A 23,338-nucleotide genomic window follows, 5' to 3' on the forward strand; every position below is an offset into this window, starting at 1 on the left:
CCGACCAAGCGAGGCCGGGGTAGCGAGTAAAATCCCCGGCTATCGATCACGTTGGGGGCTTGTGTGCAGCCGGTCATTTCAGTTCAAGGTTTATCCAAGCGATACGCCTCGGGATTCCAGGCGCTCAAGGGCGTCAACCTGGAGATCCAGCGCGGCGAGATCTTCGCCTTGCTCGGGCCAAACGGCGCGGGCAAGACCACGCTGATCAGCATCATCTGTGGCATCGTCAACCCGTCCGATGGGCGGGTGCTGGCCGATGGCCATGACATCGTGTCGGACTTTCGCGCCGCCCGCTCCAAGATCGGGCTGGTGCCGCAGGAAATTTCCACCGACGCATTCGAAAGCGTCTGGAACACGGTGACCTTCAGCCGGGGCCTGTTCGGCAAGCCGGCCAATCCGGCATACATCGAAAAGGTGTTGCGCGACCTGTCGCTCTGGGACAAGAAAGACAGCCGCATCATGGCCTTGTCGGGCGGCATGAAGCGCCGCGTGATGATTGCCAAGGCCTTGTCGCACGAACCGGCCATTCTTTTCCTGGACGAACCTACCGCCGGCGTGGACGTCGAGCTGCGCCGGGGCATGTGGGAAATGGTGCGGCGGCTGCGTGAAAGCGGCGTCACCATCATTCTGACCACGCACTACATCGAAGAAGCGCAGGAAATGGCCGACCGCATCGGCGTGATCCGCAAGGGCGAGATCATCCTGGTGGAAGAGAAGAACGCGCTGATGGCCAAGCTGGGCAAGCGCCAACTGACGCTGACGTTGACCGCGCCGCTGCCGGGCATCCCCACCGCGCTGGAAGGCTATCAGCTGGACCTGTCCGCCGATGGCTATCAACTGGTCTACACCTACGACAACCAGGGTGGCGGCCAGATTTCTCAGCTGCTTCAGGATTTGAGCCGGCTTCAAATCGAATTCACCGACCTGAATTCCTCGGAAAGTTCGCTTGAGGATATTTTCGTCAGCCTGGTCCACGGTCAATCATGAACTTCTACGCCATCCGCGCTATCTACTTGTTTGAAATGGCCCGCGCCTGGCGCACGCTGATGCAAAGCGTGCTGTCGCCCGTGATTTCCACGTCGCTGTACTTCGTGGTGTTCGGCTCGGCCATCGGGTCGCACATGGTCGAGATCGACGGTGTCAGCTACGGCGCCTTCATCGTGCCCGGCATGATCATGCTGTCACTGCTGACGCAAAGCATCGCCAATGCGTCGTTCGGCATCTACATGCCGCGCTTTTCCGGCACCATCTATGAAATCCATTCCGCGCCCATCTCGTATGTGGAAATCGTCATGGGCTACGTGGGGGCGGCCGCCAGCAAGTCCATCATCCTGGGGCTGATCATGCTGGCCACGGCGCGCCTGTTCGTGTCGTTCGAGATCGCGCACCCGATCTGGATGCTGGGGTTCCTGGTGCTGACCGCCGTGACGTTCAGCCTGTTCGGCTTCATCATCGGCGTCTGGGCCGACGGCTTCGAGAAGTTGCAGATCATCCCGCTGATGATCATCACGCCGCTGACGTTCCTGGGCGGCACCTTCTATTCCATCAAGATGCTGCCGCCGTTCTGGCAGACCGCCACGCTGTTCAATCCGGTGGTCTACCTGGTCAGCGGCTTTCGCTGGGCGTTCTACGGCGTGTCGGACGTCAGCGTCGGCGTCAGCGTGGGCATGACGCTGGTGTTCCTTCTGGCCTGCCTGATCGGCGTGCGCTGGATCTTCAAGACGGGTTATCGCCTGAAGACCTGATCAACCCCAGACGGCCGGCGCGCGTCGCGCCAGGCCGTCGAAGGCGTCCAGCAGCCGCTCGCGCCATGCATACACGAGGTCATCGGGCTCCAGCAGTTCCAGCGTGCTGGTGCAGCGCGCCCACATGAACATGCCGAACACGGCGTAGTCCGCATAGCCGTGCTGCGCGCCCGACAGGAAGGGCTGCTTGCCCAGAGTGTGCCGCAAGGGCAGCAGCGCCGCTCGCAGCGCCTGGATCTGCTCGGCGTAGCCTGACGGCAGGTCTTCGATCGGGCCAAAGCGCTTTTCGCGCGACGCGCGGAAATAGTCCTTGTCCTGTTCGTGGATCAGCCCGTGGATGGCGGGCAGCAGCAGGCGCGCCAGCACCGGCACCAAGGTCGTGTCGGCCCAGGAATTGGCGAACAGGCTTACCGCGCGTCCTCCGTCGCCGCCAAACAGCGAGGGCCGCTCGGGGAAGGTGTCTTCCAGATAGCAGGCGATGCGCCAGGAATCGCTGACTACATGCTGGTCGTGCACCAGCACGGGCACCAGCTTCTGCCCGGAAAATTCGATCTTTTCTTTTTCGGTGAAGCGCCACGGCACGGTCTGCGCCGTCAGCCCCTTGTGCGCCAGGGCCATGTGCGTCTTCCAGCAATGCGGGCTGAAGCGCAGCGTTTCGTCTGCGCCAGCCAGGTCATAAAGCGTGAGATCCGGGGTCAAGGTGCCGTGCTCCTTCCAAGGGTTGGTCGTACGCAAGCCGGCTGCCAGGATACTGCTTTGCCCCGGCCGTGCAAACCGCGCATCGCGGGCGAGCACGCAAAGAAAAGCGCCACGCGCCCAAAGAACGCGTGGCGCAGGCCGGACAATCCCCGGTCCAGCCTTGCCCTGCTTGTCTTGGCCTACTTGGGCGCGCCCTGGCTCATGCTCATCACCTTCTGCTTGAGCTGCGGGTTCTGTTGCACGGCCTGGCCAATCCCGTTGAATTCTTCGACCGACAGGCCGTCGGCGCGAACCAGCTTGACCATCTTTTCGTCAGCCTCGCGGACCACCTTCTGCTTGGCGTCGTCCGTTTTCGCGGCCTCGACCTTGGGACGGTATTCGTCAACCACGCCGGACACCTTCTGCGATGCGGAAGCGAAACGCTGCAACTGCTGATCCGTGGGCTGGGTGATCGCAGGGGCCATCTGCGGTTGGGCCGGCGGCTGGCTGGCATTTTGCGCCATGGCCGATGCACCGGACAGCGCCGTCGTCAGGATGGCGGCGGATAGGAATGCGTATTTGGAACGCTGCATGAAACCTCCGTGTTCCGGTTAAGTGTCCGACCATGATGACGACCGCAACGGCCATGGGACAAGTTTCGCGATGTGTTTTCCTGTGTCGGCAGGACACGAGTGCGCGCGGTTCGTCAGGAGGGCGGCCCCTGGGGGCGGCGCGGAAACGTTTTGCGTGGTTTCGTAGTCGCTGCTGGCCGCGATGTTTCCGCAGGTGTGCGCGTCGCGCGCTTGCATGCGCGATATGGCCAGCATTAGCAGCGCGAGCAGCGCGCCCTTACATGCGCAGCGTGGCCCGCATTGCCAGCGCCAGCAGCGCGCCCTTACATGAGCAGCATCGCCAGCATCACGAGCGCCAGCAGCGCGATGTAGATGCGCGCATGCAGGCCGTCGGCGATGCGCGGGATCAGCGGCGCCGCCAGGCGGATGCCCAGCAGCGCGCCCAGGGCCAGCACGGCGAAGGCGTACAGGTCGACGTAGCCGATGATCCAGGGCGCAAGCGGAGCGGGCAGATCGCGCGCCGCCGCCAGGTAGGCCGCCGTGCCCACGACCGCCACGGGTATCGTCAGCGGATTCGCCATGGCGGCCGCCTTGGCCATGGGCAGTCCGCGCCGGCGTAGCAAGGGCACCGTCATCACGCTGCCGCCCACGCCCAGGAACGTGGCGATGGCGCCAATCGCCACGCCGCCGCCGACCAGCACGGCGGGCCGCAAGGCAGTGGCCTCGCCATCATCGGATCGCGCCAGGAAGCCCTGGCGCAGCAGGCAGTCCTGGATGGTGACCGCGAGATACGCGATGAAGGCCCAGCGCACCAGCGCGCCGCTGGCGTGCGTGGCGGCCAGCGCACCGGCAAGCGCGCCCACGCCGATGGTTGCCGCCAGCGGCCACACATAGGCGCGCAGGATATTGCCGGCGCGCAACTGCTTGCGGGTGGCGGCGAGGGCGCTGACCACCATCACGCTGGTCGATGTCGCCACCGCGATGTGCATGGCCGACGCGCCGATGGGGTCTGCCGCGCCGTGCGTGGCGGTCAGCACGCCATACAGCACCGGCACCACGACGAAGCCGCCGCCAAAGCCGAACAACACGGTGGTAACGCCGCAGAGGCAGCCGAAGAAAGCCAATATCAGATAAAGCGTCATGGAAGATCCGAAAAAAGGGTAGCCATGACGATACGGGGCGCCTCGATGGCCGGCGTTCGCGCTTTGGTCAATAATGTTTGCGTTTCAGCCAACCGCCTTACGATCTCCCTTGCGCAATACCCATATCGACCGCTATGACCACCTGGACCGCGAGGTAGTCGCCATCGGCAACGACTACCCGCCGGGTCACGAGCTGCCCGCGCACGCGCATCGGCGCGCGCAGCTGTTGTATGGCGCGACAGGCGTCATGCAGGTGGCCACGCGCGATGGCAATTGGGTCGTGCCGCCGCAGCATGCCGTGTGGATACCGGCCGGGGTGACGCATCAGGTACGCATGCTGGACGTCAGCACGCGCAGCGCGTACGTCGAACCGGACATCGCGCGCGCCGGGGTCGACGCTTGCGAGGTGATCGAGATATCGCCGCTGTTGCGGCAGCTTCTGCTTGAGGCCGTGGATATGCCCGCCGCCTATGCCCGCGACGGACGCGACGGCGCGTTGGCGCAATTGCTGTTGCATGAAATCGAATGCGCGCCGGTGCTGCCCCTGCACATTCCGCTGGCGCGCGACAAGAAGCTGGCGCCGCTTTGCCGCGCCTTCATCGCCGCGCCCGATGCGCGTATCCCGCCCGAGGCCTGGGCAGTCCGGCTGCACATGAGCCCGCGCACGTTCAGCCGTTATTTCCGGCAGCAGATGGGGATGGCGTTTTCGCAATGGCGCCAGCGCGCTTGCGTGGTGCTGGCGCTGGCGCGGCTGGCGGCCGGCGGCTCGGTCACCGCCATTGCGCTGGACTTCGGCTACCAAAGCCCGGCTGCGTTCTCAACGATGTTTCGCCGTGTGCTGGGCCGCTCGCCCACGGACTATCTGCGCCAGCGCTGAAGACCGGCGCGCCGGGGCTCAGGCCGCGTACCAGAGCACCGCGAAGAAGTGGCAGACCGTGCCGGCCAGCACGAACAGATGCCAGATGAAGTGGCTGTAGCGCCAGCGGTTGTCGAACACGAAGAACACCACGCCACCGGTATACGCCAGACCGCCCGCCACCAGCCATGCGAGCCCGCCGCTGGGCACGCTGTCGATCAGCGGCTTGATGGCGATCACCACCAGCCACCCCATCGCCAGGTACAGCCCGGTGGACAGCGCCGGTCGGTTCAGGCGCTTGCTGGCTTTCAGGCCCACGCCCAGCAAGGCCATGGCCCAGACCAGGCCGAATAGCGTCCAGCCCCAGGGGCCGCGCAGCGCGCCCAGGGCAAACGGCGTATAGGTGCCGGCGATCAGCAGGTAGATGGCGGAGTGGTCCAGCACGTTGAAGATCTGCTTGGCGCGGCACCGGGGCAGGGCGTGATAGATCGTGGAGGCCAGATACAGCATGCACATCGATGCCGCGAAAACCGTCGCGGCCGCGATGAATGCCGCGTCGCCTTGACGTACGGCGGCCACGATGAGGATGGGCGCGCTGACCAGGGCGCCTATCGCACCGATGCCGTGGCTGATGGTGTTGGCGATTTCTTCGCCCAGGGTCTGGGGTCGGTCATTGGGAAACATGGGAGGGTCTTGTTGATGCGGGGGAAGCTGGGGACATAAGGAATGCAAGTTGCCCACCATAAGCGCTTTGGGCTGCGGGTTCAATGGATAGGCAGCCCGTCATGGATGCGAATTGATCTGAGGCAAGGGTCAGGCTTGCGCGCGCGCAAAAAGGGTGGGAGGGGTGGTTACTCTGTGATACATTTCCTGCGGCTTTCCGACCGCTCGCAGCGGAGGAATCCTGTTCTTTTTTCTGGGCTCGCCCCGCGCTCGCGCAGTCGCGCAATGCGCAACGGATATCCTTACCGTCCTGACCATCGCCGTCGCGCTGGCGTCTTGTTCGCCATTGCAGACAGACGGCCCCGGCCGGGCCGGGAGGTTCAAGCAGGTTTACTGGCCGAGGCCTACCAATGGCGCGCAGTTTCACCAATCTGTTTTTCAAAGCCGCGAAGAAAATCAGCAAGCTACAGCGCACGGCGCTGCGCCTGGCCACGCCCAAGCCCGCCAAAAAGCGCGCCACGGCCGCGCGCAAGGCCGCCGCCAAGCCCAGCCCGGCAGCCGCCACGCCGCGCGCGGCAGCCGCCGCATCGTTGGGCACGGGCCGGTGGGAAGGCACCCGTCAATTTTCCGATGGCAAGGGACGCCAGCTGACCTACGCGCGCTATACGCCAGCAGGCGCCACACCAGCCGGCATGCCGCTGGTGGTCATGCTGCACGGCTGCCGCCAGACCTCATTGTCCTTCGCGCGCGGCACGCGCATGAACCAGTGGGCGGATGCAGGCGGCTTCATGGTGCTGTATCCGCAGCAGTCCATGACACGTCAGGTGCAGCGCTGCTGGCGCTGGTTCCAACCCGACGATGCACATGGCGGCGCCGAGGCCGATCTGATCGCGGCGCTGATCCGCTCGGAAGTGGCCCGGCATGGGCTGGACCCCGAACGCGTTTACGTCGCGGGGCTGTCGGCGGGGGCGGGCATGGCCGCACTGGTGGCCCTGCGGCATCCTTCGCTGATCGCCGCCGTGGCCATGCACTCGGGGCCGGTCGTGGGCGATGCACACAGCGCCGCCGCTGGCATCGGCACCATGCGCCGCGGTTCACTCAAGCCCTTGCTGCCGCTGATCGAAGGCGTGGCGGACCCCGCCGTCTTCGATCTGGGCATGCCGGCGTTGATACTCCAGGGCCAATTGGATCCGGCCGTCGCGCCGCGCAACGCCAAACAGTTGTTCGAGCAGTTTCGCGCCTTGAATCCCACACGCCCCGAAGACGTGCCCGTCGAGCGCGTGCTGGGGCTGGGCACCGAGAAAGCCTATCGCCGCGTGGACCTGATCCGGGGACGCAAGACCGTGCTGCGGCTATGCGAAATCACGCGGCTGGAACATGCCTGGAGCGGCGGCGACCCGTCGGTGAAATATCACGCGCACAACGGCCCGGACGCTTCGGCGCTGGTGTGGCGCTTCTTCCAGGGCCTGCGGCGCACGGGCGCGCCGGGGCAGTGATGCCGGGCGATGTTGGCGGTGGGATTTTGGCGGGATTGTTCGTCAATCGGGAATGGATATGTCGGCCCGGCAATTAGGGGCTACGGGCCGGCGCGGCAGTAAGATCGATGGATTCCGTGCCCGCGTTGTTTTGAACGCGGATGCCGGCCTCTCCGAACACTGGAATCTGCGCCATGAGCCTTTCCGTCTATCAGGCGTCCGTGCCTGTCTTCATCCGCGGCATGACCGTGCTGGCCGCCTTGCTCGACAAGGCAGAGGCCCACGCCCAGGCCGCGGGTATGGATCCCGCCGAACTCGTCAACGCGCGCGTGGCGCCCGACATGTACCCCTTGTCCGGCCAGATTCAGCGCGCCAGCGATAGCGCCAAATTTGCCGTTCAGCGCTTGTCGCAGGGGCAGGCCCCCAAGTTTCCCGACGATGAGACCACGCTGGCGCAATTGCAGCAGCGCATCGCCGACACCATCGCCTACCTGCAAAGCGTGACGGCCGAGCAGCTGGAAGGCGCAGAAGACCGCCAGATCGTCGTCAACTTCGGCGACTTCAAACCGGAATTCCGGGGCGATACCTACCTGTTGAGCTTCGCGCTGCCCAACTTCTATTTCCACGTGACGACCGCTTACGACATCCTGCGCCACGCGGGCGTGAAGATCGGCAAGCTCGACTTCCTGGGGCCGTACACGCCCCAGGACGGGAAAAGCCAAGCTTGACGGCCGAGAGGCGTCAGTCGGCGTTGCCGCAGCCTGACGCCTCGCCCATCTTCGCCATGTTCTGCTGGATTTCCTCGGGCGTGTAATCGAACTGGTGCGTGGCGATCGACCAGCGGTGGCCGAACGGATCGATCACCTGGCCATAGCGGTCGCCCCAGAACATGTCCGCCACGGGCATCGCCACGGTGGCGCCCGCATCGACTGCCTGCTTCATCGACGCGTCCGCGTCCTTGACGTACAGGTGCAGGGTTACGGGTGAACCCTTGAGCCCCTTCGGCCCCAGGCTGCCCCATTGCGGAAAGTCGTCCATCAGCATCAGCACCGAATCGCCGATGCGGATGGCCGCATGCATGACCTTGCCGTCCGGCCCGGGAAGGCGGGCGAGCTCCTCCGCGCCAAAGGCTTTTTTGTAGAAGGCGATGGCGTCGGACGCGCCCTCGCAAACAATGTGCGCGGTCAGCGTGTGCATGCCGTCGGGAATGGGCTTGGTGGCGGGCGTAGCCATGATGCGTCTCCAGAATCGTTGAGGGAACAGTGGGGACGGAGCCTGGCCCGGTCCCTGCCTATACGACGAACGGGGGGTGCCGAAATCGACACGCCCCGCATTTTTTATTTTGCGACCAGGGTCGAGAAGCCGCCCCAGGACATGCGCTTGAAATCGAACACGTTTTCGCAGCTCACGTTGGCCAGGCGCGGGTCGGCCATGACCAGCGCGTTGATCCGGTCGCGTTCGGCCTTGTTCGCGTACACGATCCACGCGAAGACCACGGTTTCGTCTTCCTTGGCGCCGGCCGCTTCCGAAAACGACCGGAAGGTTTCCGTGCCCAGGTCATCCGCCACGCATTCGCGGTAGTCCAGCGCGCCATGTTCCAGCCAGACGGCCTTGGCGCTTTCCGCCATCTTCTGGTACGCCAGTACGTTTGCCCGGGGCACCGGCAGCACGAAACCATCAACGTATTCTTGCATCGCATACTCCTTTGGTTGCTGTTGTTGTGTCGTGGGTGGCGCGCCCGCTGGTCGCGCTGCCCACGCCCGGCACGCAGGCCGGCAGCCCCCACTTTATCGGGATCGGACGCGCATTCAGATAGGGGATTGCGACATTTTTGCGGGTGGATTGCGACAGCGCCCGAGCGTATGCTTAACGCCATGAAAAACGTCGCCTTCCTACTGCCGACGGGGGCCAATATTGCCTCCCTGGAAACCGCGCGCCACGGCTTCCTCGTCGCCAACGACTACCTGGCGGCGCAGGGCCGCGAGCCGCAATTCCAGGTGCGCACCCTGGCGCTGACTCGCGAAGTCAGCCTGGACGACGGGCGCATCAAGGTGCAGGCCGATCTGGTGCTGGCCGACGCGCCGCATATCGACATCTGCATCGCACCGCCCTTGCTGGGCACGGTGTCCGACGTGGTGCTGTCCAATCGCGAACTGATCGACTGGTTATCGCGGCACTACCGCAGCGGTGGCGAGGTGGCCAGCCTGTGCATGGGCGCGGCGCTGCTCGCGGCCGGCGGCGTGCTGGATGGGCAGCAGGCCGTCGTGCACTGGGTGGCGCAGAATCTGTACGCCACGCTGTTCCCCAACGTCCGCTGGATCAGCGACCGCGTGGTCATGGCCGAGAACGGCGTCTACACCAGCGGCGGCGCGTTTTCGGCGGCGCACCTGGTGCTGCACCTGATCGAAAAATATACCGACCGCGACACCGCCATCTGGTGCGCCAAATACTTTCAACTGGATTGGAGCCGGCAAAGCCAATTGCCGTTTTCGGTGTTCATGGGTCAGAAGGCGCACGCCGACGACGTGGTGCGCGCGGTGCAAAGCTACATCGAACGCTGCTACACGGAAAAGATCACCGTCGAAGCGCTGGCCGAGCGCCACGCCTTGGGCCGGCGCACGCTGGAACGGCGCTTTCGCCAGGCCACCGGGAACAGCATCGTGCAGTACTTGCAGCGGGTGCGGGTGGAAGCGGCCAAGAAGCGGTTGGAAAGTTCGCGCAAGAGCGTGGCCCAGGTGATGTACGAGGTGGGCTACAACGACACCAAGGCGTTTCGCGACATCTTCAGCAAGCACTGCGGCATGTCGCCCGTGGGCTACCGCGATCGCTATCAATAGCGGGCGCTTCGGGGGGATCAGAACAATCATCAAAACCCCTAGCAGAATGCGCCGCGAAAATAAGATTTCTACTACAGCTATTGCGAAGCCAGCGGCCTATCCTTGATGCGTCACGGCCTGACCCCAGGCCAGGAGGGCCAGTCAAGATGAGCATCAGCGTGACGCCGGGCGATCCGCGCTACGAGACCTTGAAAAAGGGCTTCAACTTACGATGGCCTACGCGGCCGGCTCTTGCGGCGTCGCGCATCGAATTGTGCGATACGCCCGAGCAAGCGGCGGCGGCGCTTGCGCGTATCGTCGCGCAGGGAAAGCGGCCCACGATACGCAGCGGCGGCCATTGCTACGAAGACTTCGTATCGAACAACCCCGGTGGCGTCATCCTCGATCTCAGCCTGCTTGAACGAGTGCCGTCTCGCGACGGTCTGCTGCGCGTGGCCGCCGGGTCGCAGAACTGGAACGGCGATCTGGACTTGTACAAGCGCCACGGCGTGTCATTGCCCGGCGGGTCCTGCTATTCGGTGGCGGCGGGCGGCCACATCAGCGGCGGCGGCTACGGCCTGTTGTCGCGTCTGCAAGGGCTGGCATGCGACTGGTTAAGTGCTGTCGACATTCTCACCGTGGACGCCAGCGGCGCCGTCGTGCCACGCACCGTCGACGCCACGCACGACGCCGACCTGTTTCGCGCCTGTCGCGGCGCCGGCGGCGGAAACTTCGGCGTCATCACCAGCTATGGGTTTGCCTCATTGCCGCGAGCCCCGCGCGAAGTGGCCCTCGCCACCGTCGCCTTCGATTGGTCGGCCATGACGCCGAACCGCTTTGCGCAGCTGCTGGATATCTACGGCAACTATTGGGCCACACGCGGTACGCAAGCCGATACCTGGGGCATGTTTTCGCTGCTCAAGCTGACGCATCGCTCCGCAGGGCAGATCGTCATGATCGTGCAGTTCTGCAACCCCGACGGCACCTGCCAGGACCTGACGCCACTGCACGATTTCCTGGACCGCTTCCGCCCCTGCGCACCCGTGGCGGCGCGCGCCACCACGCCCGGGCTGCCGCGTCCGCGCGCAGGCGGCGACCTGCTTTGCAGCGAGCCCCACACCGTCATCCGCCACGATTGGCTGACCGCCACGCAGACGCTGAACGGTTCAGGGCCTAACCAGCGCGGCAAATACAAGTCGGCCTACATGAAGCACAACTTCACCGCGCACGAGGCGGCGCGTATCCACGCGCATCTGGCGCGCGACGTGCCGGGGGCCGACCTGCGCCAATCGCTGTTGCAGGTGGATTCCTACGGGGGCGCCATCAACCAGCCGGATCGCCTGCGCGACACCGCCGTGCACCAGCGCGAATCCATCATGAAGCTGCAATACCAAACCTACTGGACGCATGCCGACCACGACGCCGCCCACACGGGCTGGATCGCAGACTTCTACCGCGACGTCTATACCGATCCCGCCAGCCGCGCGGGGGCGTCCGAACATGCGGGCACGCCGTACCCCGGCAGCCGCTACCAGGGCTGCTACATCAACTACCCCGACTGCGACATGCTGGCGTATCCCTTCTGGCCACGGCTGTACTACGGCGATGGCGAGCTTTATCCTTTCCTGCAAGAGGTCAAGCGCCGCTACGATCCGAACAATGTCTTTCACCATGCGATGTCGGTGCGCCCATGACGGCGCGCCTCTCGCTTTGCCGGACCACGCCATGAACTCCCTGACCAGCGCGCCGCGCAGATCCTTCATCCAGTTCGCGGGCGGCCTGTCGGCTGCCGGCGCGGCGGCGCCGTGGCTGTCGGCCATGGGGGCCACCGCCTCCGGTTCCGCCAGCGCTCGCTTTGCGTATGTCGGTTCATACACGCGGGACGCACCGGGCGGCACGGCCGGCGGGCCACCCTCGTTGGGCATACACGTCTACGCCTTGCGTCCGCAAGGCGGGTGGCGCTTGATCCAGGTAATGGAAAGCGAAAATCCGTCCTACCTGGCCGTGCATCCGTCGCGGCGCTTTCTGTACGCCATCAATGAAATCGAACAGTGGCAAGGCCTGCCCCGGGGCACGGCCGAAGCCTACGCGATAGACGCCGCCGATGGCAGTCTGCGCCTGCTGAACCGTCAGGCGCTGTCACTGTCCAGCACCGCGCCCGCGCATCTGGCCGTATCGCCCGACGGCCAACATCTGATCACCGCGCAGTACCTGGGCGGCACCTATAACGTGCTGCCCATCCAGGCCGACGGCGCATTGGGCGAGGTCTCGGGCATCGTCAAGGAAACCGGTTCGGGCCCGCGCCCGGAACAGCAATCCGCCCATCCGCACATGGTGCTGTTCGACCCCACCGGCCACCGCGTGCTGGCCACTGACCTGGGCAGCGACCGCATCAATCTGTTCACGTTCAAGGATGGCAATCTGTCGCTGTCCGGCCGCACGGTACTGCCGCCCGGCAGCGGGCCGCGCCATCTGGCGCTGCATCCCGACGCCGCGCTGCTCTATGTCGTCAACGAGCTTGACGCCACGATCGCCTGCTACGGCTACGACACCCGCGCGGGCCGCGTGCTTGATCGGCGGCACGTCGTGCCGGCCACGCCACCGGGCTTTAGCGGCGTGGGCAATGCGGCGGCATTGCTCGTGCACCCGTCAGGCCGCTTCCTTTATGCGTCGACCCGCCGCGTCAACAACGACCACCCGCAGGCGGATTGCATCGCCGTCTTCCGCATCGGCGCGGACGGCGCGTTGTCACGCGTGCAAGACTGGACGGAAGGCCTGCGCTTTCCGCGCGCGATGACGATGTCGCCCGATGGCGGCAGCCTCTATGCGCTGAACCAGAAGGGTGATTCGATCCTGCGACTGCGCATCGATGCCGCGACCGGGCTCCTGGGCGGCATGGAGGTTGTGGCGCAGACGCCCACGCCGGTATGTCTGGTGCTGGTGTAAATCCATCAGCGCAGTGAAGAGGAACCCATCCCCGTGCCCGCCGTCGAACCCTGCATGACTGCTAACCCTATCGTTCGCTTCATTCGGCGCATCGTCATCCTTGGCGGCCTGATCGCACTCGCGGTCTGGGCCTGGCCCCGCCTGCCAGATGCCGCGCGCGCGCCCTGGCACATGGCGCGGCTGTCCTGGCAGCCAGCCCCTACCTCATTGCCCGTCCCCGTACAGGGCATCGCCAAATCAAGGCTGACCGACACCTGGGGCGCGGCGCGCTCAGGCGGCCGGCGGCACGAAGGCATCGATATCTTCGCCGCGCGCGGCACCCCCGTGCTGGCTACAACGGAAGGCGTGGTCATGCAGGTCGGCACGAATAACCTGGGCGGGCAGGTGGTGTGGGTGCTGGGGCCCGGGCGCCAACGGCATTACTACGCGCACCTGGACGCCTATGCCGACATTGAACGCGGGCAACTGGTCGCACCGGGCGACGTGCTGGGCTACGTCGGCAATACCGGCAACGCGAAGGGCACGCCACCGCATCTGCACTACGGCATCTACGACGGGGGTGCCATCAACCCCTATGCGCTGCTGGTGGGGCCGGCGACACCGTCTTCATAAGCTTGGCGAGCTGGACGGGCGGGGCAGAATTCATCTAAGTTCCTGTCGCATTTGATTCAGGGTCAGTACTATGTCGCGTGCGCCGATGGGCCGGCGCGGACCCCTACTCAGGAATTCAGGAATGAGCTTTCACGCAGCGCGTCGCGCTCTTTTGCAAACCTTGGCCGCTATTGCCGGTGGCGCGATGTTTTCAGTGCTCGCCGTGCCTGGCGTTCAGGCGGGCGGCTTGGTCGCCGATAGCGTTCGATCCGCCGCGTCGGCTCAGTCCAACAATGCCGAGCCCGTCCCCCCCAGCGCCAATGTCGATGACGCAGTGCAAGCACTGATGCGCGAGTATGACGTGGCCGGCCTGGCGATCGCCGTGACGCGTGAGGGGCGGCACGAGTTCCGCAGCTATGGCGTGGCGTCGCTGCAAACGCATGCGCCCGTCGGCCCCGACACGCTGTTCGAAGTCGGCTCCATCAGCAAGACCTTCACCGCCACGCTGGCCACCTACGCGCAGGTGCTGGGCAAGCTGACGCTTGAAGACAGCCCCGCGCGATTCGTTCCGGCCTTGAAAGGCACGGAATTCGGCAAGCTGAACCTGATTCATCTGGGTACGCATACGGGCGGCGGTTTTCCGCTGCAAGTACCCGACGCCGTGAAGGATGACGCACAGCTGATGGCGTATCTTGCCGCATGGACGCCGCGCTATGCTCCGGGCACCACCCGTACCTATGCCAACCCCAGCATCGGCATGCTGGGCGTGGTGGCGGCCAAGAGCCTGGAGCAACCCTTTGCGCAGGCGATGGAACAGACCCTGTTGCCCAAGCTGGGTCTTGCCAATACGTACATCAACGTGCCGGCCGCCAAGATGAGCGCTTATGCGCAGGGCTACAACAAGCAAAATGCGCCGGTGCGCGTCAACCCGGGGGTGCTGGCGGCCGAAGCCTACGGCATCAAGACCAGCGCCAGCGATCTGATCCGCTTCGTGGACGCCAACATGGGCGTGGCCAGTGAATCCCGCATGCCGGGCCGCAAGCCCAACGTCGTCAATGCCGAGGTGGCGCAGGCGCTTGCCGCCACGCATGTGGGCTATTACGAAATCGGCCCCATGACGCAGGATCTGGCCTGGGAGCAACTGGCATATCCCGTCACGCTGGATGACTTGCTGACCGCCAACGCGGGCACGATGAACAGCCAAAGCCAGCCGGCGAGGGCGTTGAATCCGCCGCAGGCCCCGCGCGGCGATGTGTGGATCAACAAGACCGGTTCGACCAACGGCTTCGGCGCGTATGTGGCGTTCGTGCCGGCCCGTAAGATCGGTGTGGTGATCCTGGCAAATCGGAATATTCCGAACGAGGCGCGCGTGCGCCTTGCGTATCGCATTCTTGAAGCCGGCTCGCACTAGGCGGCGTCATCGCGCATCGGCGGGTTTCCTTGCAGGTCGTCAATCAGCGGCTGGAGGGCGAGGCGCCGAGCCTACTTAGCCCCCTGCACCCCCCGCACCGCGCGCCGCGTCAAAGCGGGGCAACATCCCCATCACCTCCAGCCGCTGGCATAGCTGTTCCAGCCGCTGCATCTTGTATGCGTCCACGTCCATGCCGGCGTAGACGTAAAAGCCCTGGCCATCGCGCAGGCCGTTGCGGCCTTGTTCCATGTTGCGGCCGATGATGTCCGGCGATGCGAAGCGCGGGCCGATCTCGTCGCTCAGGTAGCGCGACGCGTAGTACAGGATGTCGCCGCCGCCCCAGTCGATGAATTCCAGCAGGCCCAGCACGGAAAAGCGCAGGCCGAATCCCAGCCGCACGGCCGTGTCGATGTCTGCCGCGCTGGCGACGCCTTCCTCGACCATGCGCGCCGCCTCGTTCATGGCCAGTGCCTGGATGCGCGGCACGATGTAGCCAGCTGTGGGTGCGCACTGCACGGGTGTCTTGCCAGCCTGTCGCAGCACATCCAGCAATGCCGAGACCGATGCGTCATCGGTCTGCGGCCCTCGGCTGACTTCGACCAGCGGGATCAGAAACGCCGGGTTGAGCCAGTGCGCGTTCAGGAAGCGCTGGGGGCCTTGCACCAGTTCCGCCAACTCGGTCACGAGAAAGGTCGATGTGGTCGACGCGATGATGGCATCCGGCGCGCAGACCTCGCCCAACCACGCGAAGGCGTCGCGCTTGGCTTGCAGCCGCTCGGGCACGGCTTCGAAGACGATGCGCGCGCGTTGCAGGTCGGCCGCCGCCTCGTCGCGCCCGCACAGGCGCACGCGTTGCATGGCGGTGTCGGCTTGCTTCTCGTCCAACAGGCCCAGCTGGCTCAAGGTGTGCAGTTCACGCCGCAGGTTGGCCAGCACGCGGGCATGGTGTTCGGCCTGTTCAGCCGCGCTTCTGGGCTTGATGTCGACCAGCGTCACGGCGCGTCCGGCGTGGACGTAGGACAGGGTGATGCCTTCACCCATGCGGCCGGCGCCGATCACGCAGATTCTGTCTTCCATGTTCAGCATCCTTCTTGCAGCAGTTCCGCCATGCTGGCGCGTGACAGACGGTCCAGTCCCAACCGTTCAAGCGTGCGGCCCTCGGCGTAGAGATCGCGGCCCGTGATGGCGCTGGCGACCGCCAGCAAGCCCTGGGCGACCGGCGTGGCGACGCCCGCCCAACGGCCTGTGGACACCAGGAAGGACAGGCCCAGGCGCGTGTCTTCCAGCATGTAGCGATGCGTGTGCAGGTCGATGGTTTCGCGCCAATCGCCGCTGTCGGTCAGCTTGCCGTGCGCGCCACGCCCGTACATCCATTCGTCGCCTTCGCTGGCGTAGTGGTCGGCCAGCGGGAAGTGCGGCGCGGCATAGCCAAGCGCCTCGCGGATGGCGATGCGTTCGGCGTCCAGCGCATCGGTGACGCGGCGGATCGACTGCTGCGTGCCTTCGTTATGGATGTCCCACTTGTCGAAGTGCTCCAGCGGGCCGGCGTTCATCATGATGAGCGGCGGATGGATGATCGGCCCGGCGTTCATCAGCGCGCCGGACAGGCCGTCTTCGATGGGCTCGATGCTGGGGTAGGCCTGGCCCAGCAGCGCCAGCGCGTCGTCCGAGAGCCGGGCAGGAAACACGCCTGTGGGCAAGCGCGTGGCGTAGCCGCTGATGACGACCGTGTTGCCGTGCTTGCGCGCCAGGTAGGGCAGGGTGCCGGTTTCCGCGTAGGCGACGCGGGCGTTGTTGCCGGCGTCCCGCTGCGCGCGTGCAAACAGGTAGCTGCCGAACGTGCCGGGCGGCAGGAACACCACCTGCCCCTCTTTCAACAATGGCGCCAGCATCGGAGCCAACGCGTCGTGGGTGGTTGACGGCAGCGGAACGACGAGGACCTGCGCGTGGGCCACGGCATCTTCCAGCGCGGGCCGCAACGCCAGTTTTCCGGGGCCTACGCCCAACGCCACCTTTCGGGTTCCGCGATAGTCGGTGACAGTCAGCGCACCGGCCTCGCGCAAGCCATCAAAGGCGGCATCGTCGCGTCGCCACCAGTAGACTTCATGTCCGTTTTCGGCAAGTTCGGCCGCGGCCGCGTAGCAGCCGTGGCCGCCGCCCAGTACGCTGATTCGCATGATCAAGCTCCTTCAATGAAGCTTTGATCCTAGCGGTCGCCCGGCGCGCGGACTGCGCCAAACGCGCAGGCGTCATTCCGATCCGGCAAGGGATTGCGCAGCGCTAGGGGCGAGCCCGGCGCAAAGTCTCGGAAGGCAGGCAGCCGTAGCGCTTGCGGTAATGGGTGGCGAAATGGCCAAAGCTGGTCACGCCGTGGCGCAGCAGAATGTCGGTCACGCTATCGCCCGCCGTGGCCTTTTCCAGCGCGGCATGCACCCGCGTCAGGCGCTCGTTGCGCACGTAGTCGCTGGGGCTTTGCTTGAGAAACTGCGTGAAGCCGTTTTGCAGCGTCCGCACCGATACGCCGCAGTACGCGGCCAGGTCCGCCAGCGACAGGGATTCATCGACATGGTTCTCGATGTAGTCGCGTGCGCGGCGCACGTGCTGGGGCAGCGGCTGGCGGTGGTCCGCGCGCAGCGCGTCGGAATAATTGTGCGGCAACTGGGTCAGCAGCAATGCCAGCAGATAGTCGGAAAAGCCCACGGCCAGTGTCTGCGTGACCCCGTCGGTGGCAGGGTGCTGGTACAGGCGGCAAAGATAATCCAGCGTTTCGCGCACGGCGGCCAGACCCGGCGAGTCGGGCGGCGCTTCCAGGTCGAACACCAGCGCGTGCTTGATGGGGCGGTCCAGCAGGCGCTGCAACTGATGTTCCAGCGCCTGGCGCTCGACCCGCAGGATCAGGTTGCGGCAGTCGCGGCCGATGCTGATGACGCTGGGTTCAGAGGGCGAGGAAATCGTCAGGCTGCCGGCTTGCATGGCCGCGCTGCGCTTGCCCAGCGTGACCAGCCCCGAGCCTTGCAGCGTGATGCGGATCAGGTAGTAGCTGGCGATGTCGCCCGCGTCTATCTCGACTTCGGCGCCATAGTGCAGGTCGAACAGCGCCGCATTGCCGAAGAACACGCCATACAGCCGCGACTGCAAGGGTTTGCCCTGAGCCACGCACATGCGGTGCGACCAAAGGTGTTGGCTGACCTGGTCCTTGACCTCGGCGGCGTTGCCCGAGTCCAGCAAGCAATGGCGGTTCAGCAAAGTGGTGTTGTTGAACATGCTTTCCTGCGCGGTGGGAACAGTCGTTGCGCGCGGTGTATAGAGCCCGGGTGCGCAAAGACCTACAAAAGATGGACAACGACAAGGGAAAAACATGACTGACGCGACGCTGCCGCCTGAGACCAAACGAAGCTACGCCTACGAGTGGTATGTCGTCGTGATATGCATGCTAGCGTACATACTTTCCTTCGTCGACAGACAGATCCTGGCGCTGATGATCGAGCCGATCAAGCACGATCTGCAACTGTCGGACACGCAGTTCAGCTTGCTGCACGGCTTGGCATTTTCGCTTTTCTACGCGGTCATGGGCATCCCCATCGCCTTGCTGGCCGACCGCTATTCGCGCCCGAAGATCATCGCGATCGGCGTGGCGTTCTGGAGTCTGGCCACCGCCGCCTGCGGCCTGTCGCGCAGCTTCGCGCACATGTTCCTGGCGCGCATCGGCGTCGGCGTGGGCGAGGCCGCGTTGTCGCCCGCCACCTATTCCATGCTTAGTGACATGTTTCCGCGCGACAGGCTGGGCCGCGCGGTAGGCATTTATTCGATCGGCTCGTTCATCGGGGGCGGCATGGCGTTCCTGATTGGCGGTTATGTCATCAACCTGCTCAAGAGCGTGGACAGCGTCGTGGTGCCCTGGATAGGCGCGATGCGGCCGTGGCAGGTCACGTTTTTCATCGTGGGGTTGCCGGGCCTGCTGGTCGCGCTGCTGATCCTGCTGACTGTGCGCGACCCGCAGCGGCTGGGCTTGCGCCGCAACGCCGATGGCCATGCACACAAACCCAGCGTCGCCGATACCTTTCGCTTCCTGGGTCGCCACCGCCGTACGTTCTTCTGCCATTACCTGGGATTTTCGTTCTACGCGATGGTGCTGTTTGCGTTGCTGGGCTGGACGCCGGCGTTCTACATGCGCAAGTTCGGCATGTCGCCGGTGGATGTCGGCTACATGCTGGGCGTAGTGGTGCTGGTGGCCAATACCGCTGGCGTGTTCTGCGGTGGCTGGCTGATGGACGGGCTAGCCAAACGTGGCCATCGCGATGCCCCGCTGCGCGCGGGCGTGATCGGCGCGGTAGGCATGGCGTTGCCGGCCGTGGCGTTCACGCAGGTGGACAGCTTGTGGGCGTCGGTCGGCCTGTTGCTGCCCGCAATGTTCTTCGCGTCCTTTCCGATGCCGACGTCCACAGCGGCGATGCAGATCCTGCCGCCCAACCAGATCCGCGCTCAGGTGTCGGCCTTGTTCCTGTTGATCTCCAACCTGATCGGCTTGGGGTTGGGCACGACGGCGGTCGCGCTGCTGACCGACCGGCTGTTCCAGCGGCCAGCGGCGGTGGGGCAGTCGCTGTCGCTGTTGATCGGGGTGGCCACCGTGTTGTGCGTCGTGCTGCTGGCGGCCGGCTGTGCCAGCTATCGGCGCAGCCTGGCGCAAGAGGAAGCGGGGCAGGGGGGCGCCGCGCATACGGCCGAGAACATGCCCGCGCGCTTGGATGGCGGCAGCGTGCCCAGTGCTGGCCGGGCCGGAGCGTGAAGGGGCGCGGGCGTCATGGGGTGTGGACGTGATGGGGGCTGTCGGGACTTGATCGGGATTGCTTAGGCTCGCTCGGGCTCGCTCAGGCTTGCTTGGGTTTGCTCCGGCTCGCTGAGGCTTGCTTAGGCTAGCTCAGGCTTGCTCGGACCTGACAAGGCGGCGTTCCTGTCGAAACGGGGCCAGAGCAAAACCTTGGCCCCGGCCCCGTTAAATCTGTTTCAACCTATCACCGCAGCAAGGGGCCATTCGCCAGAGGCCCCCTTCCTGGCCGATAATGCCGGCTTTACGCCAAAAGCTGGACCCCTCATGCCCTGCGTTACCCGTCGTCTGCCCGTTGCCCTGCTGGTCTGCCTGACGGCGATCCTTGCGGGATGCGCTTCCCCCAAGCCGGCTTTCGAAAGAGAAGACTTCACGCAGAACGACGTGTTCTCGCGCACCTTTCCCACCGCCAGCACCACCGCCTGCGACGCAGGCCGGCGCGCCTTGCTGAGTCAGGGCTACAACATCGACCGATTCGACCCCGCCCGCGTGTCGGGCCACAAGAATTTCCAGGGCGAAGACGGGCTGCATACGCAGATCAACTTCAATATCGATTGCGCCTCGGACGGCAGCGCGAACCAGCGGGCCACCGTGTTCGCCAATGCCGTGCAGGATCGCTACTCGATCAAGCGCACCACCAGCTCGGCCAGCGTGGGCGTCAGCGTGCTGGGCCAGGTGTCCATGCCTTTCGGCTCCAGCGACGATTCGCTGGTGAAAACGGCCAGCCAGACCGTCTCGCGGCCCAAGTTCTACGAAGGTTTTTTCCAGCTGTTGCAGCGCTTCCTGCCCGATGCCGAAGCCGCCGCCACGCCGCATGTGCCCCCGCCCAGCCGCGCGCGCGGCTCGCAGGCCAAGCCGGCCGCGCCGCCTGCCGACCCGGTCGTCTCGCCGGACGCACCCGCCGACACCCTGAACCCCGCCGCGGCCAATGGCCCGTCGGGGCCGGGCGCGGTTCCGGACAAGGCGGTCAATTCGGGTGCCGACAAGCCCGCTGGCGACACCCCGCATCCGACTCCGCCGTCCACGCCTGGGAATACTGAAACGGGCACCACGCCCGCCGTGCCGGCTACGTCGGGTTCTGCTGCGCCGACGACGCCACCGGCAAGCACTTCGGCCGCTGCCTCGGCAACGACTCCGGCATCTGCTTCGACAACTGCCTCGTCAACGACTTCCGCAGCTTCTACGGCGACCACCTCGTCAACGACTTCGGCGGCTCCCTCGGCAAGCACCTCCGCAGCCAGCCCGGCAACATCCCCCGCGACGACGACGTCCGATACGCCCGCCACCGGCCGCTGACGCGCGCACGCCAGCGCAGGGTTGCGCTGGCGTTTCACTACCACGCGCCGTCCAGGCTCCGCTGCAGCCGTTCCCCGCATCGACCCTCTTCCCGCGCCGCATGCGGCGATAATGCCGGCCATGACTTATCAACTGCTGAAAATGGCCCACGTGGCCGCTGTGGTCGCCTGGCTTACCGGTTCTCTGTTTGTCTCGCTGTTCCTGCTGACGTCGGCCCCGCAGGAGGGCGAGGACGCGCCCAAAGAACGCAAGATGCTAGGCGCGCTGCGCCGTTGGACCCTCTGGGTGACCACGCCCGCGATGCTGGTGTCGTGGTTGATCGGGCTGCATCTGGCCATGACGTTCGGCTGGTTCGCCATGAACTGGATCTGGGTCAAGGTCGGGTTCGCGCTGGCGCTGTCCGCCTTGCTCGGCATCCAAAGCGCGTCGCTGCGGCGCATGGCCCAGGGCTCGCTCAAGCGCCCGCCCATGGTGGATCTATACGCGCCGTTCACCGTGCTTGCCTGTGGGGTCATCGTGACACTGGTGCTGGTCAAGCCGTTCTGATTCGCTTCAGGTGGCGCGGCCCGCGCGCGCGACCATGAAGACAGCGCTGTAATAAGGATTCAACCAAGTCGTCGTTGGGGAAAGCCAGGCGAGTACCTAGAATCGTCCGTCTAGTCCGCACAAGCTTTTACGCGCCACGCGCGCTGGCGATTCGACCATGACGATCCGACCCCCCCGGCACGATTTGCCCCTGGATTCCGGCAGCCCCACGCCCCGCGAAGGCGGGTGGTTGCGGGCGCTCATGTGCGCCATGCTGCAAGCCGCCGCGATGTTCCATGGGCCGGAGTTTCCCGCTGACCCCGGCCTCTTCGACGAGAAGCGGCCGCAGCGCTGACGGGCGCGCCTCTAAGGCAACGCCGAAAACAAATTGGCCAACTGCTGCTTGCCCAGGCTTTCCTGCTCGTTGGCCATGCGGTTGATCGCCGCCATGTGCTGATAAAAGCGCTTCAGGTCATCGTCGCGCTCGAACATCAGTTCGTCGTGGTCGGCGTACCAATATTGGCGGTTGTCGTCCAACAGCGTGATCATCTGGCCAAATTCCTGAAGAATGTTCGTCTCCAGCGACCACACCTTGCCCAGGCTGTCGCTGCGCCGTTCCAGCGTCGAGGTCAAGGTGGCCATCATCTTTTGCTTCTCGGGTTCGCGGATGGCCAGCGAGCGGATCAGCTCGGGCATGTCTTTCAGCACCTGAATGCTCTGGTCGCGGTACTTGGGCACCAGCCGTTCGGCAAGCTCAAGCATCATGCGGCTTTCCACCAGCCCCGTGTCCAGCGCCAGCCGATGGGCGTCCAGCAGCCGGGGCATGCCGATTTCCTTGAGTTCATTCAGATAGGCCTTGTGCTGCGCGACCCGCTCGCTGGCCACCGTTTTGATGGCGCGTTCCAGTTCGCCATAAAAACCCTTCGCCTTGGGAGTGGGGTCGATCGAGGGCAGATTCTCGGGCACGCCGTCCCCGCCTGTCACCATCTGGTTCAACGTGTCGGCGACTTTGCGGATCTCGGCGGTGGCGACTTTTTCCTCGGCGCGCTCGCGCATGCGGATCCCACCCACCGCCACGCCCAGCGCCAGCAGCACCAGCGCGGCCCCGACCCACCACCGCCGTCCGGCCAGACGCGCGCGCAGGCGGCGGGAAAGCGTAAGGGTGTCGTGCTGCGGAGTCATGGCGCACCAAAAATGGGGTCATCGGGCTTGAATGTATCGAGCCGGTCTGGACGCGTCAACGCGCCTTTCCAGTCGATGTCGCCCGCCGCAAGTGCCGTGCCGACCCGCTCTGACCGCGCGCTATGACGCGGCGGAATCGCGCCGCCACGCGGCCCATTCGCCCGCACCTTCGAAATGGCGGTCGCCGCGCCGGGCGGTGGCGAGCCCCGCGCGCAGCACGCTGAGGTCCAGCCCCGGCAGGTTGCGCAGCAAGGCGGGGGGCAGGGCGTCGACATCCAGCAATTCGTGGTCCAGGAACACGCGCATCATGTCGTCGTCCTCGCAGCGCACCCAGAGATACCAGGCGCTTTCCATGTAGTCGCCATGCCAGGGGTCTGGGTATATCGCCTGGCTGAAGGAAAAGCCGAATTCGTGGACGTCGGCCCAGGCCCAATGCTGCTGCACGCCGATGGCGCGCGCCAGTTCGCAGTGCCGCGTGAAGCCGGCGTCGTCAAAGCTCACGGATTGCCGAAAGGGGTCTTCCGGAGGCGGCGGGCCGGACAGGAAGCGTTTGAGGCGTGACCACATGAGATAGAAAAATGGAATTGGAAAAGGGCGGATCGCGTGGAGCCACGG

The 23,338-nt window shown here is 65.3% G+C and carries 25 protein-coding genes; 14 read left to right on the forward strand and 11 right to left on the reverse strand.

Annotated elements, in window-relative coordinates; genetic code table 11:
• Positions 1 to 63 precede the first annotated feature (63 nt).
• Together API01S_RS01580 and API01S_RS01585 are read left to right on the forward strand one after the other, a co-directional pair.
• Positions 64 to 987 (forward strand): ABC transporter ATP-binding protein, encoded by a 924-nt coding sequence (locus tag API01S_RS01580; protein ID WP_006220443.1) that lies wholly within the window; start codon positions 64 to 66, stop codon positions 985 to 987.
• Positions 984 to 1,745, forward strand: coding sequence for an ABC transporter permease (locus API01S_RS01585; protein ID WP_006220442.1), 762 nt, complete (start codon positions 984 to 986; stop codon positions 1,743 to 1,745). The genes API01S_RS01580 and API01S_RS01585 overlap by 4 nt, the downstream gene beginning before the upstream one ends.
• On the opposite strand, the gene API01S_RS01590 is transcribed toward API01S_RS01585, so the two are convergent.
• From API01S_RS01590 to API01S_RS01600, 3 genes are all read right to left on the reverse strand, one after another.
• The gene (locus API01S_RS01590) at positions 1,746 to 2,444 is read right to left on the reverse strand and encodes a glutathione S-transferase family protein (RefSeq protein ID WP_039884327.1); all 699 of its coding nucleotides are present in this window, start codon (positions 2,442 to 2,444) and stop codon (positions 1,746 to 1,748) included.
• 179 nt (positions 2,445 to 2,623) lie between these two features.
• Complete coding sequence (locus tag API01S_RS01595; protein WP_050730004.1) at positions 2,624 to 3,016, reverse strand: DUF4168 domain-containing protein; 393 nt, start codon at positions 3,014 to 3,016, stop codon at positions 2,624 to 2,626.
• 302 nt (positions 3,017 to 3,318) lie between these two features.
• Positions 3,319 to 4,137 (reverse strand): sulfite exporter TauE/SafE family protein, encoded by an 819-nt coding sequence (locus API01S_RS01600; protein WP_061302813.1) that lies wholly within the window; start codon positions 4,135 to 4,137, stop codon positions 3,319 to 3,321.
• Positions 4,138 to 4,246: 109 nt separating this feature from the next.
• Here API01S_RS01600 and API01S_RS01605 point away from each other — a divergent pair, with 109 nt between their 5' ends.
• On the forward strand, positions 4,247 to 5,014 hold the full coding sequence (locus tag API01S_RS01605) for an AraC family transcriptional regulator (protein WP_061302815.1): 768 nt from the start codon (positions 4,247 to 4,249) through the stop codon (positions 5,012 to 5,014).
• An 18-nt stretch (positions 5,015 to 5,032) separates the two neighbouring features.
• Here the strand turns inward: API01S_RS01605 and trhA are convergent, their stop codons facing one another.
• On the reverse strand, positions 5,033 to 5,677 hold the full coding sequence (trhA, locus tag API01S_RS01610) for a PAQR family membrane homeostasis protein TrhA (RefSeq protein WP_061302817.1): 645 nt from the start codon (positions 5,675 to 5,677) through the stop codon (positions 5,033 to 5,035).
• Between the two features lie 389 nt (positions 5,678 to 6,066).
• On the opposite strand from trhA, the gene API01S_RS01615 reads away from it, so the two are divergent.
• A complete protein-coding gene (locus API01S_RS01615; RefSeq protein WP_006220434.1) occupies positions 6,067 to 7,152 on the forward strand; it encodes an extracellular catalytic domain type 1 short-chain-length polyhydroxyalkanoate depolymerase in 1,086 nt (361 codons plus the stop codon).
• A 173-nt stretch (positions 7,153 to 7,325) separates the two neighbouring features.
• Complete coding sequence (locus tag API01S_RS01620) at positions 7,326 to 7,859, forward strand: DUF1993 domain-containing protein (protein WP_061302819.1); 534 nt, start codon at positions 7,326 to 7,328, stop codon at positions 7,857 to 7,859.
• A 13-nt stretch (positions 7,860 to 7,872) separates the two neighbouring features.
• Here API01S_RS01620 and API01S_RS01625 read toward each other — a convergent pair whose 3' ends face one another.
• Both API01S_RS01625 and API01S_RS01630 read right to left on the reverse strand, forming a co-directional pair.
• Positions 7,873 to 8,364 (reverse strand): VOC family protein, encoded by a 492-nt coding sequence (locus API01S_RS01625; RefSeq protein WP_006220431.1) that lies wholly within the window; start codon positions 8,362 to 8,364, stop codon positions 7,873 to 7,875.
• 104 nt (positions 8,365 to 8,468) lie between these two features.
• Positions 8,469 to 8,825, reverse strand: coding sequence for a DUF1428 domain-containing protein (locus API01S_RS01630; RefSeq protein ID WP_061302821.1), 357 nt, complete (start codon positions 8,823 to 8,825; stop codon positions 8,469 to 8,471).
• Positions 8,826 to 8,993: 168 nt separating this feature from the next.
• On the opposite strand from API01S_RS01630, the gene API01S_RS01635 reads away from it, so the two are divergent.
• The 5 genes from API01S_RS01635 (at position 8,994) to ampC (ending at position 14,895) form a co-directional block, all read left to right on the forward strand.
• Positions 8,994 to 9,968, forward strand: coding sequence for a GlxA family transcriptional regulator (locus API01S_RS01635; protein ID WP_050730010.1), 975 nt, complete (start codon positions 8,994 to 8,996; stop codon positions 9,966 to 9,968).
• A gap of 146 nt (positions 9,969 to 10,114) precedes the next feature.
• The gene (locus API01S_RS01640; RefSeq protein ID WP_061302823.1) at positions 10,115 to 11,641 is read left to right on the forward strand and encodes an FAD-dependent oxidoreductase; all 1,527 of its coding nucleotides are present in this window, start codon (positions 10,115 to 10,117) and stop codon (positions 11,639 to 11,641) included.
• 31 nt (positions 11,642 to 11,672) lie between these two features.
• Positions 11,673 to 12,893, forward strand: coding sequence for a lactonase family protein (locus API01S_RS01645; RefSeq protein WP_084802372.1), 1,221 nt, complete (start codon positions 11,673 to 11,675; stop codon positions 12,891 to 12,893).
• Positions 12,894 to 12,947: 54 nt separating this feature from the next.
• A complete protein-coding gene (locus API01S_RS01650) occupies positions 12,948 to 13,505 on the forward strand; it encodes a M23 family metallopeptidase (RefSeq protein WP_061303798.1) in 558 nt (185 codons plus the stop codon).
• Between the two features lie 184 nt (positions 13,506 to 13,689).
• A complete protein-coding gene (gene ampC, locus API01S_RS01655) occupies positions 13,690 to 14,895 on the forward strand; it encodes a class C beta-lactamase (RefSeq protein ID WP_305790721.1) in 1,206 nt (401 codons plus the stop codon).
• A 75-nt stretch (positions 14,896 to 14,970) separates the two neighbouring features.
• On the opposite strand, the gene API01S_RS01660 is transcribed toward ampC, so the two are convergent.
• From API01S_RS01660 to API01S_RS01670, 3 genes are all read right to left on the reverse strand, one after another.
• Positions 14,971 to 15,981, reverse strand: coding sequence for a 3-hydroxybutyryl-CoA dehydrogenase (locus API01S_RS01660; protein WP_050730013.1), 1,011 nt, complete (start codon positions 15,979 to 15,981; stop codon positions 14,971 to 14,973).
• Positions 15,975 to 17,072 (reverse strand): NAD/NADP-dependent octopine/nopaline dehydrogenase family protein, encoded by a 1,098-nt coding sequence (locus tag API01S_RS01665; RefSeq protein ID WP_050730014.1) that lies wholly within the window; start codon positions 17,070 to 17,072, stop codon positions 15,975 to 15,977. Before API01S_RS01665 ends, API01S_RS01660 begins: the two co-directional genes overlap by 7 nt.
• A 103-nt stretch (positions 17,073 to 17,175) precedes the next feature.
• The gene (locus API01S_RS01670) at positions 17,176 to 18,159 is read right to left on the reverse strand and encodes an AraC-like ligand-binding domain-containing protein (protein ID WP_050730015.1); all 984 of its coding nucleotides are present in this window, start codon (positions 18,157 to 18,159) and stop codon (positions 17,176 to 17,178) included.
• A 94-nt stretch (positions 18,160 to 18,253) separates the two neighbouring features.
• On the opposite strand from API01S_RS01670, the gene API01S_RS01675 reads away from it, so the two are divergent.
• The 4 genes from API01S_RS01675 (at position 18,254) to API01S_RS29105 (ending at position 21,896) form a co-directional block, all read left to right on the forward strand.
• Positions 18,254 to 19,681, forward strand: coding sequence for a spinster family MFS transporter (locus tag API01S_RS01675; protein ID WP_061302824.1), 1,428 nt, complete (start codon positions 18,254 to 18,256; stop codon positions 19,679 to 19,681).
• 306 nt (positions 19,682 to 19,987) lie between these two features.
• Complete coding sequence (locus API01S_RS01680; protein WP_061302826.1) at positions 19,988 to 21,016, forward strand: DUF2242 domain-containing protein; 1,029 nt, start codon at positions 19,988 to 19,990, stop codon at positions 21,014 to 21,016.
• Positions 21,017 to 21,136: 120 nt separating this feature from the next.
• Positions 21,137 to 21,562 (forward strand): CopD family protein, encoded by a 426-nt coding sequence (locus API01S_RS01685; RefSeq protein ID WP_231689454.1) that lies wholly within the window; start codon positions 21,137 to 21,139, stop codon positions 21,560 to 21,562.
• Positions 21,563 to 21,719: 157 nt separating this feature from the next.
• Complete coding sequence (locus API01S_RS29105; protein WP_156329929.1) at positions 21,720 to 21,896, forward strand: hypothetical protein; 177 nt, start codon at positions 21,720 to 21,722, stop codon at positions 21,894 to 21,896.
• An 11-nt stretch (positions 21,897 to 21,907) separates the two neighbouring features.
• On the opposite strand, the gene API01S_RS01690 is transcribed toward API01S_RS29105, so the two are convergent.
• Entirely contained in the window at positions 21,908 to 22,723 is an 816-nt protein-coding gene (locus tag API01S_RS01690; protein WP_061302828.1) for a hypothetical protein, read from the reverse strand.
• 120 nt (positions 22,724 to 22,843) lie between these two features.
• Positions 22,844 to 23,224, reverse strand: coding sequence for a hypothetical protein (locus tag API01S_RS01695; RefSeq protein WP_322788513.1), 381 nt, complete (start codon positions 23,222 to 23,224; stop codon positions 22,844 to 22,846).
• Positions 23,225 to 23,338 lie beyond the last annotated feature (114 nt).

Source organism: Achromobacter piechaudii NBRC 102461, assembly GCF_001571245.1.
Lineage (GTDB): Bacteria > Pseudomonadota > Gammaproteobacteria > Burkholderiales > Burkholderiaceae_B > Achromobacter > Achromobacter piechaudii.

What these genes read in the sequence shown, in the direction of transcription:
- API01S_RS01585 (WP_006220442.1), top strand. Translation starts at nt 984, where the DNA reads ATGAACTTCTACGCCATCCGCGCTATCTACTTGTTTGAAATGGCCCGC.
- API01S_RS01595 (WP_050730004.1), bottom strand. Translation starts at nt 3,016, where the DNA reads ATGCAGCGTTCCAAATACGCATTCCTATCCGCCGCCATCCTGACGACG.
- API01S_RS01600 (WP_061302813.1), bottom strand. Translation starts at nt 4,137, where the DNA reads ATGACGCTTTATCTGATATTGGCTTTCTTCGGCTGCCTCTGCGGCGTT.
- trhA (WP_061302817.1), bottom strand. Translation starts at nt 5,677, where the DNA reads ATGTTTCCCAATGACCGACCCCAGACCCTGGGCGAAGAAATCGCCAAC.
- API01S_RS01615 (WP_006220434.1), top strand. Translation starts at nt 6,067, where the DNA reads ATGGCGCGCAGTTTCACCAATCTGTTTTTCAAAGCCGCGAAGAAAATC.
- API01S_RS01620 (WP_061302819.1), top strand. Translation starts at nt 7,326, where the DNA reads ATGAGCCTTTCCGTCTATCAGGCGTCCGTGCCTGTCTTCATCCGCGGC.
- API01S_RS01625 (WP_006220431.1), bottom strand. Translation starts at nt 8,364, where the DNA reads ATGGCTACGCCCGCCACCAAGCCCATTCCCGACGGCATGCACACGCTG.
- API01S_RS01630 (WP_061302821.1), bottom strand. Translation starts at nt 8,825, where the DNA reads ATGCAAGAATACGTTGATGGTTTCGTGCTGCCGGTGCCCCGGGCAAAC.
- API01S_RS01635 (WP_050730010.1), top strand. Translation starts at nt 8,994, where the DNA reads ATGCTTAACGCCATGAAAAACGTCGCCTTCCTACTGCCGACGGGGGCC.
- API01S_RS01640 (WP_061302823.1), top strand. Translation starts at nt 10,115, where the DNA reads ATGAGCATCAGCGTGACGCCGGGCGATCCGCGCTACGAGACCTTGAAA.
- API01S_RS01645 (WP_084802372.1), top strand. Translation starts at nt 11,673, where the DNA reads ATGAACTCCCTGACCAGCGCGCCGCGCAGATCCTTCATCCAGTTCGCG.
- API01S_RS01650 (WP_061303798.1), top strand. Translation starts at nt 12,948, where the DNA reads ATGACTGCTAACCCTATCGTTCGCTTCATTCGGCGCATCGTCATCCTT.
- ampC (WP_305790721.1), top strand. Translation starts at nt 13,690, where the DNA reads ATGTTTTCAGTGCTCGCCGTGCCTGGCGTTCAGGCGGGCGGCTTGGTC.
- API01S_RS01660 (WP_050730013.1), bottom strand. Translation starts at nt 15,981, where the DNA reads ATGCTGAACATGGAAGACAGAATCTGCGTGATCGGCGCCGGCCGCATG.
- API01S_RS01665 (WP_050730014.1), bottom strand. Translation starts at nt 17,072, where the DNA reads ATGCGAATCAGCGTACTGGGCGGCGGCCACGGCTGCTACGCGGCCGCG.
- API01S_RS01670 (WP_050730015.1), bottom strand. Translation starts at nt 18,159, where the DNA reads ATGTTCAACAACACCACTTTGCTGAACCGCCATTGCTTGCTGGACTCG.
- API01S_RS01675 (WP_061302824.1), top strand. Translation starts at nt 18,254, where the DNA reads ATGACTGACGCGACGCTGCCGCCTGAGACCAAACGAAGCTACGCCTAC.
- API01S_RS01680 (WP_061302826.1), top strand. Translation starts at nt 19,988, where the DNA reads ATGCCCTGCGTTACCCGTCGTCTGCCCGTTGCCCTGCTGGTCTGCCTG.
- API01S_RS01685 (WP_231689454.1), top strand. Translation starts at nt 21,137, where the DNA reads ATGACTTATCAACTGCTGAAAATGGCCCACGTGGCCGCTGTGGTCGCC.
- API01S_RS29105 (WP_156329929.1), top strand. Translation starts at nt 21,720, where the DNA reads ATGACGATCCGACCCCCCCGGCACGATTTGCCCCTGGATTCCGGCAGC.
- API01S_RS01690 (WP_061302828.1), bottom strand. Translation starts at nt 22,723, where the DNA reads ATGACTCCGCAGCACGACACCCTTACGCTTTCCCGCCGCCTGCGCGCG.